The 17,457-nt window shown below is 71.8% G+C and carries 14 protein-coding genes and 1 pseudogene; 13 read left to right on the top strand and 2 right to left on the bottom strand.

The window, feature by feature from the left end; genetic code table 11:
- Positions 1–8: 8 nt before the first annotated feature.
- Genes IEZ11_RS31800 through IEZ11_RS31785 form a run of 4 tightly spaced genes read left to right on the top strand, consistent with a single transcriptional unit; the run spans position 9 to position 3,739 of the window.
- Entirely contained in the window at positions 9–1,619 is a 1,611-nt protein-coding gene (locus IEZ11_RS31800; protein ID WP_189266397.1) for a GMC oxidoreductase, read from the top strand.
- The gene (locus IEZ11_RS31795; protein ID WP_189266396.1) at positions 1,616–2,224 is read left to right on the top strand and encodes a tRNA-specific adenosine deaminase; all 609 of its coding nucleotides are present in this window, start codon (positions 1,616–1,618) and stop codon (positions 2,222–2,224) included. The genes IEZ11_RS31800 and IEZ11_RS31795 overlap by 4 nt, the downstream gene beginning before the upstream one ends.
- Positions 2,221–3,177 (top strand): sugar phosphate isomerase/epimerase family protein, encoded by a 957-nt coding sequence (locus IEZ11_RS31790; RefSeq protein WP_189266395.1) that lies wholly within the window; start codon positions 2,221–2,223, stop codon positions 3,175–3,177. The genes IEZ11_RS31795 and IEZ11_RS31790 overlap by 4 nt, the downstream gene beginning before the upstream one ends.
- Positions 3,178–3,205: 28 nt before the next feature.
- Entirely contained in the window at positions 3,206–3,739 is a 534-nt protein-coding gene (locus tag IEZ11_RS31785; RefSeq protein ID WP_189266394.1) for a GNAT family N-acetyltransferase, read from the top strand.
- An 85-nt stretch (positions 3,740–3,824) separates the two neighbouring features.
- Here the strand turns inward: IEZ11_RS31785 and IEZ11_RS31780 are convergent.
- Positions 3,825–4,070, bottom strand: a pseudogene (locus IEZ11_RS31780) (M24 family metallopeptidase); the annotation flags it as partial.
- A gap of 125 nt (positions 4,071–4,195) precedes the next feature.
- Between IEZ11_RS31780 and IEZ11_RS31775 the strand changes: the two are divergent.
- Positions 4,196–4,618, top strand: coding sequence for a TOBE domain-containing protein (locus tag IEZ11_RS31775; RefSeq protein WP_189266393.1), 423 nt, complete (start codon positions 4,196–4,198; stop codon positions 4,616–4,618).
- Positions 4,619–4,646: 28 nt separating this feature from the next.
- Here IEZ11_RS31775 and IEZ11_RS31770 read toward each other — a convergent pair whose 3' ends face one another.
- Entirely contained in the window at positions 4,647–5,678 is a 1,032-nt protein-coding gene (locus tag IEZ11_RS31770) for a cytochrome c oxidase assembly protein (protein WP_189266392.1), read from the bottom strand.
- A gap of 166 nt (positions 5,679–5,844) precedes the next feature.
- Here IEZ11_RS31770 and IEZ11_RS31765 point away from each other — a divergent pair, with 166 nt between their 5' ends.
- From IEZ11_RS31765 to pstB, 8 genes are all read left to right on the top strand, one after another.
- Positions 5,845–6,420 (top strand): hypothetical protein, encoded by a 576-nt coding sequence (locus IEZ11_RS31765; RefSeq protein ID WP_189266391.1) that lies wholly within the window; start codon positions 5,845–5,847, stop codon positions 6,418–6,420.
- Between the two features lie 339 nt (positions 6,421–6,759).
- Positions 6,760–7,734, top strand: a complete 975-nt coding sequence (gene pstC / locus IEZ11_RS31760) for a phosphate ABC transporter permease subunit PstC (protein WP_229713478.1) — start codon at positions 6,760–6,762, stop codon at positions 7,732–7,734.
- Complete coding sequence (pstA, locus tag IEZ11_RS31755; protein WP_229713477.1) at positions 7,731–9,113, top strand: phosphate ABC transporter permease PstA; 1,383 nt, start codon at positions 7,731–7,733, stop codon at positions 9,111–9,113. Before pstC ends, pstA begins: the two co-directional genes overlap by 4 nt.
- Entirely contained in the window at positions 9,113–10,840 is a 1,728-nt protein-coding gene (gene pstS / locus IEZ11_RS31750; protein WP_189266389.1) for a phosphate ABC transporter substrate-binding protein PstS, read from the top strand. The genes pstA and pstS overlap by 1 nt, the downstream gene beginning before the upstream one ends.
- Positions 10,837–13,437 (top strand): hypothetical protein, encoded by a 2,601-nt coding sequence (locus IEZ11_RS31745; RefSeq protein WP_189266388.1) that lies wholly within the window; start codon positions 10,837–10,839, stop codon positions 13,435–13,437. The genes pstS and IEZ11_RS31745 overlap by 4 nt, the downstream gene beginning before the upstream one ends.
- A gap of 121 nt (positions 13,438–13,558) precedes the next feature.
- A complete protein-coding gene (locus tag IEZ11_RS31740) occupies positions 13,559–15,553 on the top strand; it encodes an Ig-like domain repeat protein (RefSeq protein WP_189266387.1) in 1,995 nt (664 codons plus the stop codon).
- Between the two features lie 77 nt (positions 15,554–15,630).
- Positions 15,631–16,545 (top strand): sortase, encoded by a 915-nt coding sequence (locus IEZ11_RS31735; protein ID WP_189266386.1) that lies wholly within the window; start codon positions 15,631–15,633, stop codon positions 16,543–16,545.
- 77 nt (positions 16,546–16,622) lie between these two features.
- Positions 16,623–17,444, top strand: coding sequence for a phosphate ABC transporter ATP-binding protein PstB (gene pstB / locus IEZ11_RS31730; protein WP_189266385.1), 822 nt, complete (start codon positions 16,623–16,625; stop codon positions 17,442–17,444).
- Positions 17,445–17,457 lie beyond the last annotated feature (13 nt).

Below are 17,457 nucleotides of genomic sequence, written 5' to 3'. Positions count from 1 at the left end.
GAGTCTCTGTGACCGACACCCCCCACAGCCATGTCCTGATCGTGGGCAGCGGCATCATGGGCGCCGTCGTGGCCCGGCTGCTGCGCGAGTCCGATCCGGCGCTGCGGATCACCATGGTGGACGCCGGCACCCCGATCGGCGACGCCCCCGGCCGGCACCTGCACGACCTCGACGACCCCGCCCTGTGGGCCCGCTACAACGAACGGGTCGCCACCGGCATCCAGGGCATGTACACGGGAGCCGAGGTGGTGCGCGAGGCCCCCGGCAGCCTCGCCGCCCTGCCGCCCGGCATGTACCACGCGCTCGCCTTCGGGGAGGACGCCGAGGCCATGCCGCAGGCGGCGCTCGCCTGGAACGCGGGGGGCATGGGCGTGCACTGGACGGCCGCGACGCCCTGGCCGGCCGGGCACGAGGTGTTCGACTTCGGCGACCCGGCCGGCTGGGCCGAGGACCTCGCCACCGCTCGGCGGCTGCTGGCGGTGACACCGGCCGCGATCGGCCCGACCGCGATCGGGCACCTGGTCCTCGACGTGCTGCGCCGCCGCTACGACGGCATCGGGCCCGCCGACCGGCGCCCGCAGCCGATGCCCATGGCGGTCACGCCGACGGCCGCCGGGCCCATGCCGCGCACGGCACCCGGGACGATCTTCCCGGCGATCGCCGGGGCCGACGACCCCGCCTTCACCCTTGTCACCGGCACACTCGTCACCCGACTCCTCATCACGAACGGCCCGGTCGCGGGCGCTCGGGTCACGGGTGCCCGGCTGCGCCGGGTCGGCGACGGCAGCGAGCGCGACGTGCACGCCGACGCCGTCGTGGTGTGCGCCGACGCGCTGCGCACCCCGCAGCTGCTGTTCGCCTCGGGCGTCCGCCCGGAGGCCCTGGGCCGCCGGCTCAACGAGCACGCCTTCGTCACCGCCCAGGTGCTGCTCGACCTCGACCGGTTCGGCACCGGCCTCGACGCGCTCCCGCTGCCGCGCCCCGGCGAGTTCAGCACCGACTCCCTGTGGCTGCCGCACAACGGCACCGCGCAGCCGTTCCACGGCCAGATCATGAACCGGACGTACATCGACGAGGCCGGCCGTCCGCTGGCCCACTCGGTCGGCATCTCGCTGTACGTCCCGTTCGAGTCACGTCCGGAGAACCGGCTGGTGTTCTCCGAGTCGGACACGGACCTGGCCGGCCTGCCCCGGATCGGCGTCGAGTTCACCGCCGCCACCGCCGATCGCCTGCTGGTCGACCGGGCGCTGGACGAAGTCCGGTCGCTGGCCGAGGAGTTCGGCCCCTTCGATCCGGAGACCGAGAGCGCACTGCTGCCGGCGGGCTCCTCCCTGCATCTGACCGGCACCGTCCGCTGCGGTTCCGTCGACGACGGCACCAGCGTGTGCGACCCGGACGGCAGGGTGTGGGGCCACGACAACCTGTACCTCGCCGGCAACGGCGTGATCCCCACCGCGATGGCCGCGAACGTCACCCTGACCGGCGCGATCACCGCCGTACGGGCCGCCCGAGCCGTCACCGCTCGGACCACCAGGACCACCAGGACCACCAGGACCCCTCAGGCCGCGCGCCGGTCAGAGGCCGCACTCGACTCCCCCCGACAGAAGGACTTCGCGTGATCGACATCGTGAGAGAGTTCCAGGTCTCGCTGCCCCCGTGGATCGACGACGAACTGGCCGACGTGCCCGCCGTCGTCCCCGGCCGGGCGGACCGGATGCGGCTCGTGCACCGGCTCGCCGACCGCAACTGGCGGGAGGGCAACGGCGGTCCGTTCGCGGCGCTCGTCGCCGAGCGGGACACCGGCCGCGTCGTCTCGGTGGGCGTGAACGTCGTTCTCGCCTCCGGCGTCTCCAGCGCCCACGCCGAAGTCCTCGCCCTCGGGCTCGCCCAACGGGCGACCGGCGGCTGGGACCTCGGCGGCCAGGGTGTCCCCGCACATGAACTGGTCGTCAACTGGCGTCCCTGCGTGCAGTGTTACGGCGCCACTCTGTGGTCCGGGGTGCGCCGGCTCGTGGTCGCCGGGGAGGGACCGGAGCTGGAGGACATCACCACCTTCGACGAGGGCCCGCTCGGCGCGGACTGGGCCGAGCAGTTCGAGGCCCGCGGTATCGAGGTGGTGGGGGACGTGCTCCGCGACGAGGCGCTGGCGGTGTTCCGTGCCTACCGGGAGGCCGTCGACGCGGACGGGGTCGACGTCTACAACGCCCGAGGGGGTGCCGAGTGACACCGCGCTTCGCCACCGACGCCATCACCTTCTACCACCCCGACTTCTGGGGCCTCGACTCCGCGGACGCGGTCCGCGACCGGGCCCTCGCCCACCCCGTGGCCTTCTGGGAGCGGGTGATGGAGGCGCTGGCCGAGTCCGGCGTCACCGGTGTCGAGCTGACCTTCGCGCCCGCCGACATCGGCTCGGCCCTGCGCGCGTTCGGCAGCGCGGCGGCGTTCGGGCGCGAACTGGCTTCCCGGGGGCTGTCCCTGGTGAGCGCCTTCGTCGCCGACGGCGACGCCCCGGACTGGCGGGACGAGGCCGGCCTCCCGGCGATCGTCGCCGACGCGGAGCGCCGCGCGGCCTTCCTCGCCGAGGCCGGGGCCGACCTCCTCGTCGCGGGGCTCCCCATGCGCAGGACGTTCGGGACCCGCCCGCCGTTCTTCGTCGACGCCGCCTACATGAACAAGATGGCCGCCGTCGCCCACGCCGTCGGCGAGGCCGTCGCCCGGCACGGTGTGAGACTCGCCCTGCACACCGAGTCCAACAGCACCCTCTGGTACGAGCGGGACATCGACCTGTTCATGGCCCTCACCGACCCGCAGTACGTCTGGCTGTGCCCCGACTCCTGCCATATCGCGCTGGGCGGCGGCGACCCGGTCGCCGTGGCCCGCCGCCACGCACCGCGCATCGCCCTGGCGCACTGGAAGGACGCGGTCGCACCGATCGACGTGCACCTCACCATCGACGAGACCGTGTACTCCCGGCAGCAGCCGTACATGGCCGAGCTGGGCAAGGGCACCGTGGACTGGCAGGGCTGGGCGCGGGCCATGTCCCGCACCCCGGGCGCCGGGACGGTCCTCATCGAACTCGACGAGGCGCCCGACCCGGTGGCGGCGCTCCGCGCGGGGACAGCCGTCGCACGGGCATCGCTGAACGCGGCGGCGCGGGTGAGTGCCGATTACCGGTGAGGTCGTCGCCTTCGGCAGGATGAGCGTCATGACCGAGATCCGTACGCCCCGCCTTCTCCTCCGCCGCTGGCACGACGACGACCTCGCGCCCATGGCGGACATCAACGCGGACCCCCGGGTCATGCGCTGGGTCGACGACGGCTCGGTGCGCGACCTGGACCACACGGCGGAAGCCATCGAGCGGTGGGAGGAGGAGTGGGACGAGGAGGGCTTCGGGCTCTTCGCCGTCGAGCTGCTGGCTTCGGGCGAGCTCGCGGGCTTCACGGGTCTGTCCGTGCCCGAGTTCCTGCCGGAGGTACTGCCCGACGTGGCGATCAGCTGGCGGCTCGGCTCGCAGTTCTGGGGGCAGGGATACGCGTCCGAGGCCGCCCATGCCACGCTGGAGTTCGCGCTCCAGGACCGCGGCCTCGACCGCGTCATCAGCATCAGCCGGGTGGGGGACCAGGCCTCCGAGAACGTCATCCGCAAGCTCGGCATGGTGCCGGAGCGCGAGACGGCGCATCCGGTGCACGGCTTTCCGCTGCGCGTTCACGGCATCGATCTCACCGAGTTCCAGGCGTGAGCCGACCGGGCCCACCGCCGGTTCGGCGCTGACCGTACTCGGGGGATCCCGGTGGCGGGGCGGTGAGAGGGTGAGCGGTTCCGCGTGGAAGCCGCCGATGGCAGGGCAGCACGGTGTTCGGCCCGGAGCGCACGATCCGCTTGTGCCGGTACCGGGTCGTGCGCTCCGGGCCGAACATCTCGTTCGCCAGGTCCCGGATCCGGTCGCTGACCGCCCGCTCCCCCTCGCCGGCCGCCACGAGCCCGCGCCTCTCGATCTCCGTGAACAGCCGTACGGCCTTGTCCTGGGCTTCCAGCAGGCGCGCCGCGCGCTCGGGTTCGTCATCCGCCATGGGCCGAACCCGGTCAGGCGGGGGCGTCCCCGCCGACATGACCGCCGGACCCGTTAACTTGGAGATCGGGAGTCACGCAAACTCTGACAATCCAGCCCTTTTCCTTCCACGTGAGGCGGTCCGCCATGAGCCTGAGCATCCGCAACCAGATCCCCGGCACCGTCACCGCCGTCACTCCCGGCGAGGTGATGGCGACCGTGAAGGTCCGTATCGAGGGCGGCCAGGAGCTCACCGCCGCGATCACCCTGGAGGCGGTCCGGGAGCTGGGGCTCGCCGAGGGTTCGGCGGTACGCGCGATGGTGAAGTCCACCGAGGTCGCGCTCGCCACCGGCCGCGTGTCGGGTGTGTCCATCCGCAACCAGCTGCCCGGCACGGTCAGCGACGTGGCCACCGGCGGGGCGATGGCCACGGTCAAGGTCGCCGTGGCCGGGGGTCAGGACCTCACCGCGGCGATCACCAGGGACGCGGTCGGCGACCTCGGCCTGACGGCCGGTGCGCCGGTCGTGGCGCTGATCAAGGCGACCGAGGTGGCCCTCGCGACCGCCTGACCGCACACCCCGTCGCGGCCGGCCCTGGTCACTTCTCGCCGTGCTGCCGGCGGATCCGCGCGGCCACCTCGTTCTCCTCCGTCTCCCACCAGGGACGAACCTGCTCGGAGGCGGGGGCGGGGGCGGGAGCCGTAGCAGCCGGGGACGCGGAGGCCCCCGAGGCAGCAGCGGTAGCAGCCGTCGCCGGGGCGGTCGCGGGCACCATGGCGAGCTGCTCGTCCAGTCGGCGGTCGAGGGCCGCCGCCTGGACGCGTTCCGCCCGCGCCCACTGGAACAGGATCGCCAGCAGGAACGGCAGGGCGACCAGCTCGGCGATGCTCAGCATCGCGCCGCCGCCGATCTGCTGGTCCTGCTGGACGTCGGGGGCCCAGGACGGGTGGTGGTGCAGGTACCACGCCCCGGCGATCAGCGTGCCGTGCGTCATCACCACGATTCCGGGGACCGCGTCGATCACGCCGTCCAGGAAGACCAGCGCCGCCCGCACCGGATGGGTGCACCAGGCCGGCAGGGTCTCCTCGCGGGTCAGGACCGGTACGACGAAGAGGGAGCCCGCCACCAGCAGGTGCAGGTACATCAGCTCGTGCAGCCAGCCCACCCGCAGCGCGGTGGCGAAGTACGGGGTGAAGTACACCGTCAGCTCGGTGGCGAGCACGAGGGCCGTGCTGACCAGGGGAAAGGTCAGGAGGCGGACCACGCGGCCGGTCATCGCACGGCGGACCCGCGCCGCCGCGCCGGCCGGCAGCGCCTCCGTCGCCAGCCGCAGCGGGTCGCCCAGGGCCAGGCCGAGCGGCGCCACCAGGTCGAGCAGGATGTTCTGCACGGCCGCGGGCCAGAACAGCACGTGGTCGTAGACGGCCAGGCCCGACATCGTCGCGACGACCAGTGCGCCCAGGCCCAGCACCGAGAAGGCGGCCGTCCGGGCCGGTGACCAGGACCCGCCGGCGCCGCGCACCCGCAGCACGCCCCAGCCGTACAGCCCGCCCAGCGCCACGACCAGCAGCAGCGCGGGCACGTCCGGCTGCCACGACGTCAGCAGCCGGCCCACGGTCAGCTCGGCCATCCGGCCACCCTCCTTCGATCGGGGACGAGATCGGGGACGAAACGGGTCAGGTCAGGTCCACTGCGCGACGCTATACCCGACGCGCCCCGCCGCCGCACCGGGGCTCGTGCAGAATCGGCCCGTTCACCGACCGACGGTCGGCACGTGCTCGAAGATGGGGGATTTCATGTTCGGAAAGCGGCTCATAGTGAGCGGAGCCATCGCGATTCTGATCGGCACGCTCGGCGCGTGCTCCGGAGGCGGGAACGCGGGCGGCACCACCACCTACGGCCAGGACGACACGACGAGCACCACGACGAGCACGGGATCGGGCTCCGGCTCCGGCTCCGGCTCCGGCGGTACCGCGTCCGCGCAGGACGACACCGTCCACGGCCTGAAGGACTCCGTCCGGCACGTCACCGCGAAGACCACCCGGGCCACCAGGCCCCGCCTGGTCCGGAAGTGCTCCACCGCGACGCACCGGGTCCGGCACACCTCCAGCAGCGGGACCGGCAGCAAGCGCAAGACCCGCACCTGGTACACCACCGAGCGGTCCCGCTCCTGCACCAAGGTCCGCAGCGGGACCGAGACCTACCGGAAGACCGTCCGCACCGAGAAGTGGTGCGTGGAGCTGGACGACGTGAACGGCGACAAGCGGCGGGACGACGCCTGGTACCAGGTGAGCCGTTCGGTCTACGGCGACGCCCGTACCGCGGACGACCGCGCCCGGCTGGAGTTCGACCCCATCTCCGAGGGCTGCTGAGCGCCCCGTCCACAGCCGCGGCACCGTCCGCGCCGGGCCGGCCCGGCGCGGACGGTGGCCGAACTCGCCCTGGCCGCAGGCCTCCTGGCCGACGCGGGCGCCGCGCGGAGCCCGTCCCGCCCGACCCTCCAGTACACAGGCACCCACATCTCCCCCACCGAAACGGCATGAACAGTTCACCTGCGCTCCATGTTCGACGCGCTGGTGCGCAAGGAACCGGTCATTGACTCTCGGGCGCGGCACCCCGATTCGGAGCCGCGTGGGGAGAATCGCTTCGTATAGGGGGGCACAGTGGTGTCCGCGCTCAAGGGTTCCGCCGGGGCGGAATCCGAAAGACCCGTGCCCAGGCGGCCGTCGCCCGCTCGCGGGCTCGGGGACCGGATCTTCCGGGTCCAGTTGACGGCCTCCGGGGTCATCGTCCTCGCCATCATGGCCGCCGTAGGACTGTTCCTGCTGCTCCGGGCCGGACAGGCGCTGCGGACCAGAGGGGTCTGGGACTTCCTCACCACCGCCCAGTGGCAGCCGGACGTGCACAGCTTCGGCATCGCGGCGGTGCTCACCGGCACCCTGCTCATCGCCGCCGTGGCCGTCACGATCAGCGTGCCGCTGGCCCTCGGGACCGCACTGTTCATCTCGGACATCGCGCCCCGCACGCTGCGCCGCACGCTCGTCTCCATGGTCGACCTGATGGCCGCCGTGCCGTCCGTGGTCTACGGCCTGTGGGGGCTCTTCTTCCTCCAGCAGCACGTCATCGGACTGTCCCGGTGGCTGTCGGACTGGTTCGGGTGGATCCCCTTCCTGCACGTCGACGGCACCCAGCCGGGCGAACCGCTCGCCTCCCAGAGCGTCTACACCGCCTCCACCTTCGTCGCCGGCATCGTCGTGGCGCTGATGGTCGCGCCGATCCAGTGCTCGGTGATGCGCGAGGTGTTCGCGCAGGCGCCGGCCGGTGAGCGGGAGGGCGCCTACGCGCTCGGCGCCACCCGCTGGGGCATGATCCGCGCGGTCGTGCTGCCGTACGGCATGGGCGGGATCATCGGCGGCACCATGCTGGGCCTGGGCCGGGCGCTCGGCGAGACCATCGCGGTCTACCTGATCATCTCCCCGGTCTTCACCATCCAGCCGCACATCCTGCAGACCGGCTCGAACTCCGTCTCCTCCCTGATCGCCCTGCACTACGGCGATGCCTCCACCTTCGGCATGTCGGCGCTGATGGCCGCGGGCCTGGCGCTGTTCCTGCTCACCCTGGCGGTCAACTTCACCGCCTCCTCGATCGTGGCGCGGTCACGGTCCGGCGCACAGAGCGAGGCATGACGATGACCGTCGTAGACCTTGGGAAGGGTGCTCCCCGGGACATCCGGCTGGACGACCCGCAGGACACCCCGGCGAGTGCCGCCGCGGACACCGCCGCCGCTGTCGCCGCGCTCCCCGACGTGCCGCGCCGGATCGGCGGGGTCACCCGCTCCGGGGTGCTGTCGGTGTTCGGCGCCGCCGCCTCCGGGCTGTGCGTGACCGTCCTGCTCTTCGGCGAACTCGCGCCGTTCTCCGGTGCATTGGGGTTCTTCGTCACCGCGTACCTCTCTTTCCTAGGTATCTACGCGGTGTTGACAGGGCTTGAGGAGGACGGCCAGGCGGTACGGGACCGGGTGATGACCGTCGTCCTGTGGACGGCGGGCGGGCTGATGTTCGCCGCGCTCACGATGGTCGTCGGCTTCACCGCGTGGCGCGGCCGGGAGGCCCTGCCGCACGCCAACTTCTTCACCCAGGACATGCAGGCGGCCGGCCCGCTGGACCCGCTGACCCACGGCGGCATCGCGCACGCCATGCTCGGCACCCTCATCATGATCGCCATCGCGCTGGCGATCACGGTCCCGCTGGGCCTGGCCTGCGCGGTGTACCTGAACCAGATCCCCGGCCGCTTCTCCCGCTTCGTCCGCACGATCGTCGAGGCGATGACCGCGCTGCCGTCCATCGTGGCCGGCCTGATGGTCTACGCCGTCTGGATCCTCAACCTCGGGATGCAGAAGTCGGGCCTGGCGGCGGGCTTCGCGATCAGCGTGATGATGCTGCCGATCGTGATCCGTGCGGCGGACGTCGTGCTGCGCCTGGTCCCCGGCACCCTCACGGAGGCGTCCGAGGCGCTCGGCGCCCCGCGCTGGCGGACGGTGTGGCACGTGGTCCTGCCGACCGCCCGCTCGGGCCTGGCCACGGCCGTCATCCTCGGCACCGCCCGCGGTATCGGCGAGACCTCCCCGGTACTGCTCACGGCGGGCTTCACGGCGGCGCTCAACGGCAACCCGACGAACGGCCCGATGGTCTCCCTCCCGCTGGCCGTCTTCAACTTCGTCAAGTCCCCCGAGCCCACGATGATCGCGCGCGGCTTCGGCGCGGCGGCGGTCCTGATGGCGCTGGTCCTGGTTCTCTTCGTGATCGCCCGCGTCATCGGCGGCCGCGGCCCCGGCCACCAGAACAAGCGCCAGGCGAAGAGGGCGGCACGCGCTTCACGCAGGGACGCGGAGAGGTTCAGCACCCTGCACACGCCGGGACTGGAGCTGTTCGAGACCGGTTCCCCTGAAAGCGACGGTGAACCCGAGCGCCCCGAGAGGGGCGCGGGGAACCGCGCGACCAGCCACGACGCACCCGCACCCACCAACGGCGAACAGCCCCCGTCCTCCCCGGGAGACGTGCACTGATGTCCAGCCCTGTCATCAACGCCCTCAGACGGCTGGGCATCCTGGCCGTGCTTCTCAGCATCCTCAGCCCCCTCACCGTCCTCGGCCTCACGCAGAGCGCGTCCGCCGACAGCTACACCCCCATCGCCGGCGCCGGCTCCACCTGGGCCGAGAACGCCGTCGACCAATGGCGTCGCGACGTCAACAAGAACGGCATGCGCATCAGCTACGCCGGCACCGGTTCGTCGGACGGCCGCCGCCAGTTCCTGTCCGGCACCGTGGACTTCGCCGTCTCCGACATCCCGTTCCAGACGAACCCCACCGACGGCAGCGCGGCCGAACGCCCCGCGAAGGGCTCGTACGCCTACATGCCGATCGTCGCCGGCGGCACGGTGTTCATGTACCACCTCACCGTCAACGGCAAGAAGGTCACCAACCTCCGCCTCTCCGGCGACGTGGTCACCAAGATCTTCACCGGGGTCATCAAGAGCTGGGACGACCCGACGATCAAGGCGGACAACCCGGGGCTGCAACTCCCCCACCGCGCCATCGTCCCCGTCGTCCGCTCCGACGGCTCCGGCTCCACCGCCCAGTTCACGATGTGGATGGCGAACCAGCACAAGGCACTGTGGAACGCCTACTGCGCCAAGGTCGGCCGCTCGGGATCGTGCGGGCAGACGTCGTACTACCCCACCGTCTCCGGCATGATCGCCCAGTCCGGTGACCTCGGCGTGGCCGGCTACGTCGCCCAGAACTACGGCGAGGGCGCCATCGGGTACGTCAACTACTCGTACGCGCTCAACGCGCACTACCCGGTCGCCAAGGTCCTGAACCACGCGGGCTACTACACCGAGCCCACCCCGCAGAACGTGGCGGTCTCGCTCCTCAAAGCGAGGATCAACACCGACAAGAACTCGGCGGACTACCTCACCCAGCAGCTCGACGGCGTCTACAACGACACCGACAAGCGCAACTACCCGCTGTCCAGCTACTCGTACATGATCCTGCCGCTGAAGGTGCAGGGCACCTTCACCGAGGCCAAGGGCAAGACGCTCGGCGCCTTCTCGTACTACTTCATGTGCCAGGGCCAGCAGCAGGCGCCGAACCTCGGCTACTCGCCGCTCCCGATCAACCTCGTCCAGGCCGGCTTCGACCAGATCCGCCGGATCCCGGGCGTCCAGGCGCAGAACATCAACATCAAGAACTGCAACAACCCGACCTTCACGGCGGGCGGCGAGAACCGGCTCGCGCAGACCGCGCCCTACCCGGCCGCCTGTGACAAGAAGGGCGCCGCGCCCTGCACCAGCGGCAGCGGCGGCGCCACCACCGGCTCCGGCAGCGGCAGCGGCGGTTCCGCCGGCGGCTCGACCGGCTCCACGGGTACCGGCACCAGCGGCGGCGCCGCCACCGGCGGCAACGGCTCCGGTTCGGCCGGCGGCGGCAGCGCCCAGCCCTCCGTCGACCCCGACACCGGCCAGACCATCTCCCCCGGCGGCGCCACGGGTTCCGCCTCCGGCGGCACCGGCACGGGCGCCGACGGCACGGTGGCCCTCGCCCAGCCGGTCGCCGTGGCCACCGCGCACGGCTGGACCGGCACCCAGACCCTGATGCTGCTGGCCGCGGTCCTGGTCTTCGGTCTCCTCCTGCTGCCATCGCTGGTCTCCCGCCTCGTCGGCAGCAGGTCCGGCGCGGACACCGGCAGCAGCGCCAACGGCAACGGCCCTTCCGGAGACGGGAGTTCGCGATGAGAGGCACCCGGATACGCAACGCGCTGATACGTCTGCTGGCCGGCGCCACCGTCGGCGCCCTCGCCGGACTCGCGGTCGCCCAGACCGCCCCCACGGCCGCCGCGGCCACCGACTCCGCGGTGACCGTCTCCGGGCGCGGCGAGTTCAAGGACATGAAGTTCACGGTCTCCCAGACCAAGGACCTCACCAGCCAGGCCGTCACGGTGAGCTGGACCGGCGGCACCCCGACCACCTTCGCGGGCACCCAGTTCAACACCGACTTCGTGCAGATCATGCAGTGCTGGGGCGACGACGACGGCACGGTCCCGGCCAACCCGGGCCCGTCGCGCACCCAGTGCCAGTACGGCGCCTCCCCGACCACCAACCGCACCAGCTGGCCGGGCAACGGGCAGGACGACACCCGGCAGATCTTCTACAGCGCCGACCCCACCAACTACGGCCAGGACAACCGGTACGGCGCCGCCAACCCGAACGCCCCCGGCGAGGTCCCCTTCAAGTCGGTGGACGGCACCACGATCACCACCAACACCCAGAACAACGCGCTGTTCAACTACAACACCACCAACGAGATCGACTTCGGCCGCACCGGCACCAACGGCACCGGCAAGGAGTTCTTCGAGGTCCAGACCGCCAACGAGGCGCCCCACCTCGGCTGCGGCATTCCCGTCACCACCGACGGCGTCACCAAGCCCCGCTCCTGCTGGCTGGTGATCGTCCCGCAGGGCCATCTGGACCTGGACGGCAAGCCGTACGCGGACCAGAGCCAGGTCAACGCGGGCTCCCCGGTCTCCTCCACCAACTGGCAGAACCGGATCGCGGTCAAGTTGGACTTCAACAGCGTCGGCAGCAACTGCGCCCTCGGCGCCGACGAACGCCCGACCACCGGCAGCGAGCTGGCGGCGGACGCGATGACCAGCTGGCAGGCCCAGCTCTGCTCGGTCGGCAAGGTCTACGGCTACACCGAGCTCGGTGAGCCCGACACCCGGTCCCGGCTGATCTCTGACGCCTCTTCCACGGGCCTGGCCTTCACCACCCGGAAACTGGGCGCGGACGCGGGCACCACCGCGCCGTCGGGAACGACGACCTACGCACCGGTCGCGCTCTCGGGAGCCGTCATCGGGTTCACGATCGAGCGCAGACCCAAATCCGGGGCGCCGGACGACATCAGGAAACTCGCCGGCACCAAGGTCGAGTCCATCAGGCTCGACCAGCGCCTGGTCGCCAAGCTGCTCACCGAGTCGTACCGCAACTCCCCCTGGGGTTCGGTCATCAACGGCACGGCGGCCAAGGGGTACGGCTGGGCGAAGAACAACCCGGCCGGTATCGCCTCCGACCCCGAGTTCATCGCCCTGAACCCGGAGTTCCAGTACCTGTCGGTCGCCGAGACACCGGCCACCGACACCGACCTGATCACCTCGCTGGGCCACTCCGACACGGCCCGCGCGATCTGGCAGTGGATCCTCGCCGACAAGGACGCCCGGCAGTTCCTCGCGGGTGTCCCGGACGACGACGGCATGCGGGTCAACCCGTACTACAGCACCAACGCGGACCTGAACCCGACCGGCATAGCCTTCGACCCGTCGAGCACCGACGACTACCCGAAGAGCGACCCGTGGTGCACGGTGCCGCCCGGCTCGGACGCCCCGTCCACGGCCACCCAGTGCATGACCGACTTCCACCCCTACGTGGACGACATGCACTCCGGCGCCCTGCACACCCGGCGCGCGGACACCCTGTGGAAGTCCAGCTGGGACGCGCTGTCCAGCCCGCAGGCGTACAAGAGCCCGGGCCCGCAGACGGTCGGTTCGCGCTTCATCATCACGATCACGGACGCGGCCTCGGCGGCCCGGTACGGCCTGCAGACCGCCGAGCTGAAGAACACCGCCGGCAAGTACGTCGCCCCGAGCACCGCCAGCCTGACCGCGGCCGCCGCGACCGTCACCGGCAGCGGCGTCGCCGAGATCACCCCGGCGAACGCCACGGCGAAGGGCGCCTACCCGCTCGCCGAGCTGGTGTACGCGGCAGTCCGGCCCGGCAAGGAGAGCAAGGCGGCCCGCCAGGACTACGCGGCCCTGCTGCGCTACGCCTCCAACACCGGCCAGACCCCGGGCGCCGACCCGGGCAAGCTGCCCGAGGGCTACGCCCCCCTCTCCTCGAAGCTGCGCGCCCAGACCGTCAAGGCGGCTAACGCACTGCTCGACTACACCGGGCCGGCCTCCGCGGGCGGCGGCTCGGCCGACGGCGGCGGGACCGACACCGGCGGGGGCGGCGCCCCCAGCGGTACCGACGCGGCGAACGGCGGCGCGACCGGCGGCGCCGGCACGGGCACGCCGGCCGGCGGTGCCAGTGCCACGCCGAGCGCGAAGGCGTCGTTCGGCGGCGGTACGGCGCTGCAGACCACCGCGGCGGGCAACACACCGGCCGACCCGGCGAACCCGCTGCGGTACGCCGTTCCGGCGGGGGCCGTGCTCGGGGCGGTCGCCGGAGTGGGCGCGCCCTTCGCCGGCGGCAAACGGCTGTCGGTCGAAACCGCACGCACGGCAGTGCGTCGGCTGCGGGTTCGTCGTGGCTGGTCGCGCAGTTCCCCGCGCCCCTGAAGGGGCGCTATCCCACAAACGGCCGTCCGCCCCGAAAGGCAGTCGGGGCGGACGGTTCGCACCACCCTGCCAGATCCTCTGGCAACACCCCAGCTAGCAAGCTCTTGTCAGGAGACTCTCGATGCGCAGACTGCGCTCTCAGGCGGCGTTCATTGCCGCGGCCGTGGTGGCCGGTGGCATCGCCCTCGCCAGCCCGGCGGTCGCCGACCCGGACGCCGGTGCCTTCCGCCAGCTGGTCGGCGTGGGCTCGGACACCACCCAGGACGTGCTGAACGCCCTTGCCGGTGACACCGTCAACGGCACCAGCTACTCCACCACCGCGGTGAAGTCGGCGAACGGCGCGGGCATCGCGTCGTACGACGCGATCGAGCCCGGCACCGGCTCCACCACGTCGAGCATCACCACCCGCAGCGGCGGCCCGTCCTTCCTGCGCCCGAACGGTTCCGGCAACGGCCGCCTCGCCCTGAGCGAGGCGCTGACCGGCGACAAGTACCCGACCAGCGCCGGTGTCTCGATCAGCGGCCAGGTCGACTTCGCCCGTTCCTCCGGCGGCCCGTCCGTCTCCGGCACCGCGCTGACCTACATCCCGATGGCGCGGGACGCGGTCGGCGTCGCGGTCAAGGGCTCGGCCCTGGACACGCTGACCGCGGACCAGCTGCACGACATCTACTCGGGCACGCTCACCACGGTGAACGGCCAGACCGTGCACCCGAAGATCCCGCAGGCCGGCTCCGGCACGCGCAAGTTCTTCCTCGCGGCGATCGGCCTGACCGACGCGACGCTCTCCCCGAACGTCACCACCGTCCAGGAGAACCAGGCCAACGCGGCCCTGACCGAGGACGGCGCACTCGTCCCGTTCTCCGTCGGTTCCTGGATCGCCCAGATCAACGGCGTCTCCCCCGACTACAGCAAGACGGCGGCCGCGGCCGGCGGCCACCTGGCCTCCGTCCAGCTGCCCGGCGACACCGGCGGCGCCACCAGCCCGGTCACGACCGTCAACGGCAAGCTGGCCCCGGTCACCGCCTACTACGACAACTCCACCTTCGGCCGTGACGTCTACAACGTCGTACCGAGCCGCGCGATCGACACCAACAGCATCTTCTTCGACAAGGACCTGTACGACGTCTTCGTCACCAGCGGCAGCCACACCGCCGAGCTGGCGTCGGACGCCGCCGAGGCGGTCATCGCCAAGTTCGGCTTCGTCAACGAGTCCTACAACGGCTCGATCTCCCAGGCCAAGCACGCCAAGGTCGGCGGCCTGGAGGAGTCCGGCGTCGACGCCTCGGTGCCGGGCGCCCCCACGGTGAAGACCACCGTCGGCGACGCGAGCCTGAAGCTGTCCTGGACCGCCCCGGCCGCCACCGCGCTGCCGGTCACCGACTACCGGATCACGCTGACCGACGCGGACGGCGGCGTCGTCGCCATCAAGGACGTCGCGGCCACCACCACGTCGTACTCCTTCACGGGTCTGACCAACGGCACCTACACCGCCACGGTCACCGCGAACAACCTCAACGGCACCGGTGCCGCGGCCACCTGGACCGGCGCGGTCAAGTACACGAGCAAGACCGCGGCCACCACCGCCACCACCGCCTACGGCAAGACCCCGAAGGTCGCCGTCACGGTCACCGGCTCGCACGGCGTGAAGCCGACCGGCAAGGTCACCGTCAAGGACGGCAGCACCGTCCTCGGCACCGGCACCCTGGACGCGTCCGGCAAGGTCACCATCGGCCTGTCGAACCACCTCAAGGTCGCCACCCACTCCCTGTCGGTCTCGTACCCGGGCACCTCCAGCCTGAACGCGTCCTCCACGACCGTCTCCCTGAAGATCACCAAGGCGTCGGCGTCGGTCTCCACCTCCGCCCCCACCTCGGTGAGCCACACCGCCAAGGCCAAGGTCACCGTCAAGGTCACCGCGACCGGCACCACGCCGACCGGCACCGTCCGCATCTACCAGGGCACCAAGGTCATCGCGACCGGCACCCTGAGCGGCGGCAAGGTCGTCGTCACCCTGCCGAAGCTGGCCAAGGGCAAGCACACCCTGCACGCCTTCTACGTCGGTTCCTCGACCGTGAACTCGAAGACCGGCGCCAACTTCACCATCACCTCCAAGTGACCGCCTGACGGGCCCGCCGGGAGCCTCGTACGGCTCCCGGCGACCCCTCACTCATTCCCCGAAGGAGGCGGGCCGCCATGACCGTCGCCGTACCGACACCGAGAACCCTGGCTCCGGCCGTGCCCCGCAGGCCCGTCCGCAGCCTCACCTTCGTCCGCCACCTCTCGCGCGGCGGACTGCTCAGCCTCGCCGCCCTGCTGCTCGGCATCACCGCCCAGCTGCTGGTGTTCAGCGGCGCCCAGGAACACTCCGCCCAGCACGCCGACTTCGACCAGCTGCGCGAGCAACTGGCCCTGGGTACCGCCCCGGTGGCCCAGACCGGGCAGGACGGCAAGCTGCTGGCGCCCGGTACGCCGGTGGCGATCGTCCAGGTGCCGAAGCTCGGCCTGAGCCAGGTCGTCCTGGAGGGCACCGACTCCTCCGTCATGACCGACGGCCCCGGGCACCGCCGGGACACCCCGATGCCCGGCCAGGCCGGCACCAGCGTGCTGATGGGCCGGGCGGCTGCGTACGGCGGCCCGTTCGGCAGGCTCTCCGAGCTCGCCACCGGTGACACGTTCACCGTGACCACCGGCCAGGGCAAGGCGAAGTTCCAGGTCATCGACGTACGGCGGGCCGGCGACCCGGCGCCGACCGCGCTGGCCGCGGGCAAGAGCCGGCTGGTCCTCATCACCGCCACCGGTTCCCGGTACATGCCCTCCGGGGTGCTGCGCGTCGACGCCGACCTGGTCTCGGCGCCGTTCCAGACCCCGTCGGCCGTGATCCGGGCCGGCACCCTGCCCGGCTCCGAGGAGCCGCTGGCCCGCCCCTCCGGGGTGCCGTGGCCGCTGGTGATGTGGCTGCAGGCGCTGCTCCTGACCGCCGTGGCCGCCGTCTGGACCTGGCACCGCTGGGGCCGCCACCAGACGTGGATCGTCTTCGCCCCGGTCGTCGCGGTGCTCGGCCTCCAGGTCGCGACGCGGACCACCGAACTGCTGCCGAACCTGCTGTGACCGAGGTGAGTGAAGTGACTGAAATGACCCAGGTAAGTGAAGCGAACGAGACGACCGGGAGAGCCGGGACAGTCGAGATGACCGACACCGCCGTACTGCCCGCCGCCGTGGTGGACGGGCCCGCGCCCGCCACCCTCGAAGCCCGTGCCGTCTCCGCCTGGTTCGGCTCCCACCAGGTGCTCAGCCAGGTGTCGCTGACCATGCCCGCGGGCGAGGTCACCGCGCTGATCGGCCCGTCCGGCTGCGGCAAGTCGACGTTCCTGCGCACCCTCAACCGGATGCACGAGCTGATCCCCTCGGCGCAGTTCGGCGGCGAGGTGCTCTTCGAGGGCGAGGACATCTACGACCCGTCCTGGCGGCTGACCGACGCCCGCCGCAGGATCGGCATGGTCTTCCAGAAGCCGAACCCGTTCCCGGCGATGTCGATCTACGACAACGTGGTGGCGGGCCTGAAGCTGACCGGCACGAAGGTGAACCGCCGGGAGAAGGACGTCCTGGTCGAGGAGTCCCTGACCCGCGCCGGCCTGTGGAAGGAGGTCCGCGACCGGCTCCGCCAGCCCGGCGGCGCCCTGTCCGGCGGCCAGCAGCAGCGCCTGTGCATCGCGCGGGCCCTGGCGGTCCGCCCCCGGGTGCTGCTCATGGACGAGCCGTGCTCGGCCCTGGACCCCACCTCCACCCGCCGGGTCGAGGAGACCATCCAGGACCTGGCCGGCCAGGTGACCATCGTGATCGTCACGCACAACATGCAGCAGGCGGCGCGTGTCTCGCAGCAGTGCGCGTTCTTCCTGGCCGAGCAGGGCACCCCGGGCGGCATCGTCGAACACGGCGCCACCGAGGCCGTCTTCAACTCCCCGCAGGACCAGCGCACCGCGGACTACGTGGCGGGCCGGTTCGGCTGAGCGCGGGGTATGG

Source organism: Streptomyces fuscichromogenes (genome assembly GCF_014645815.1).
Lineage (GTDB): Bacteria > Actinomycetota > Actinomycetes > Streptomycetales > Streptomycetaceae > Streptomyces > Streptomyces fuscichromogenes.
Note: the sequence above shows the minus strand (reverse complement) of the source record. Positions and strands in the feature narration are given on the sequence as shown.

What these genes read in the sequence shown, in the direction of transcription:
- IEZ11_RS31765 (WP_189266391.1), top strand. Translation starts at nt 5,845, where the DNA reads ATGTTCGGAAAGCGGCTCATAGTGAGCGGAGCCATCGCGATTCTGATC.
- pstS (WP_189266389.1), top strand. Translation starts at nt 9,113, where the DNA reads ATGTCCAGCCCTGTCATCAACGCCCTCAGACGGCTGGGCATCCTGGCC.
- pstB (WP_189266385.1), top strand. Translation starts at nt 16,623, where the DNA reads ATGACCGACACCGCCGTACTGCCCGCCGCCGTGGTGGACGGGCCCGCG.
- IEZ11_RS31785 (WP_189266394.1), top strand. Translation starts at nt 3,206, where the DNA reads ATGACCGAGATCCGTACGCCCCGCCTTCTCCTCCGCCGCTGGCACGAC.
- IEZ11_RS31735 (WP_189266386.1), top strand. Translation starts at nt 15,631, where the DNA reads ATGACCGTCGCCGTACCGACACCGAGAACCCTGGCTCCGGCCGTGCCC.
- IEZ11_RS31775 (WP_189266393.1), top strand. Translation starts at nt 4,196, where the DNA reads ATGAGCCTGAGCATCCGCAACCAGATCCCCGGCACCGTCACCGCCGTC.
- IEZ11_RS31740 (WP_189266387.1), top strand. Translation starts at nt 13,559, where the DNA reads ATGCGCAGACTGCGCTCTCAGGCGGCGTTCATTGCCGCGGCCGTGGTG.
- IEZ11_RS31770 (WP_189266392.1), bottom strand. Translation starts at nt 5,678, where the DNA reads ATGGCCGAGCTGACCGTGGGCCGGCTGCTGACGTCGTGGCAGCCGGAC.
- IEZ11_RS31745 (WP_189266388.1), top strand. Translation starts at nt 10,837, where the DNA reads ATGAGAGGCACCCGGATACGCAACGCGCTGATACGTCTGCTGGCCGGC.
- pstA (WP_229713477.1), top strand. Translation starts at nt 7,731, where the DNA reads ATGACGATGACCGTCGTAGACCTTGGGAAGGGTGCTCCCCGGGACATC.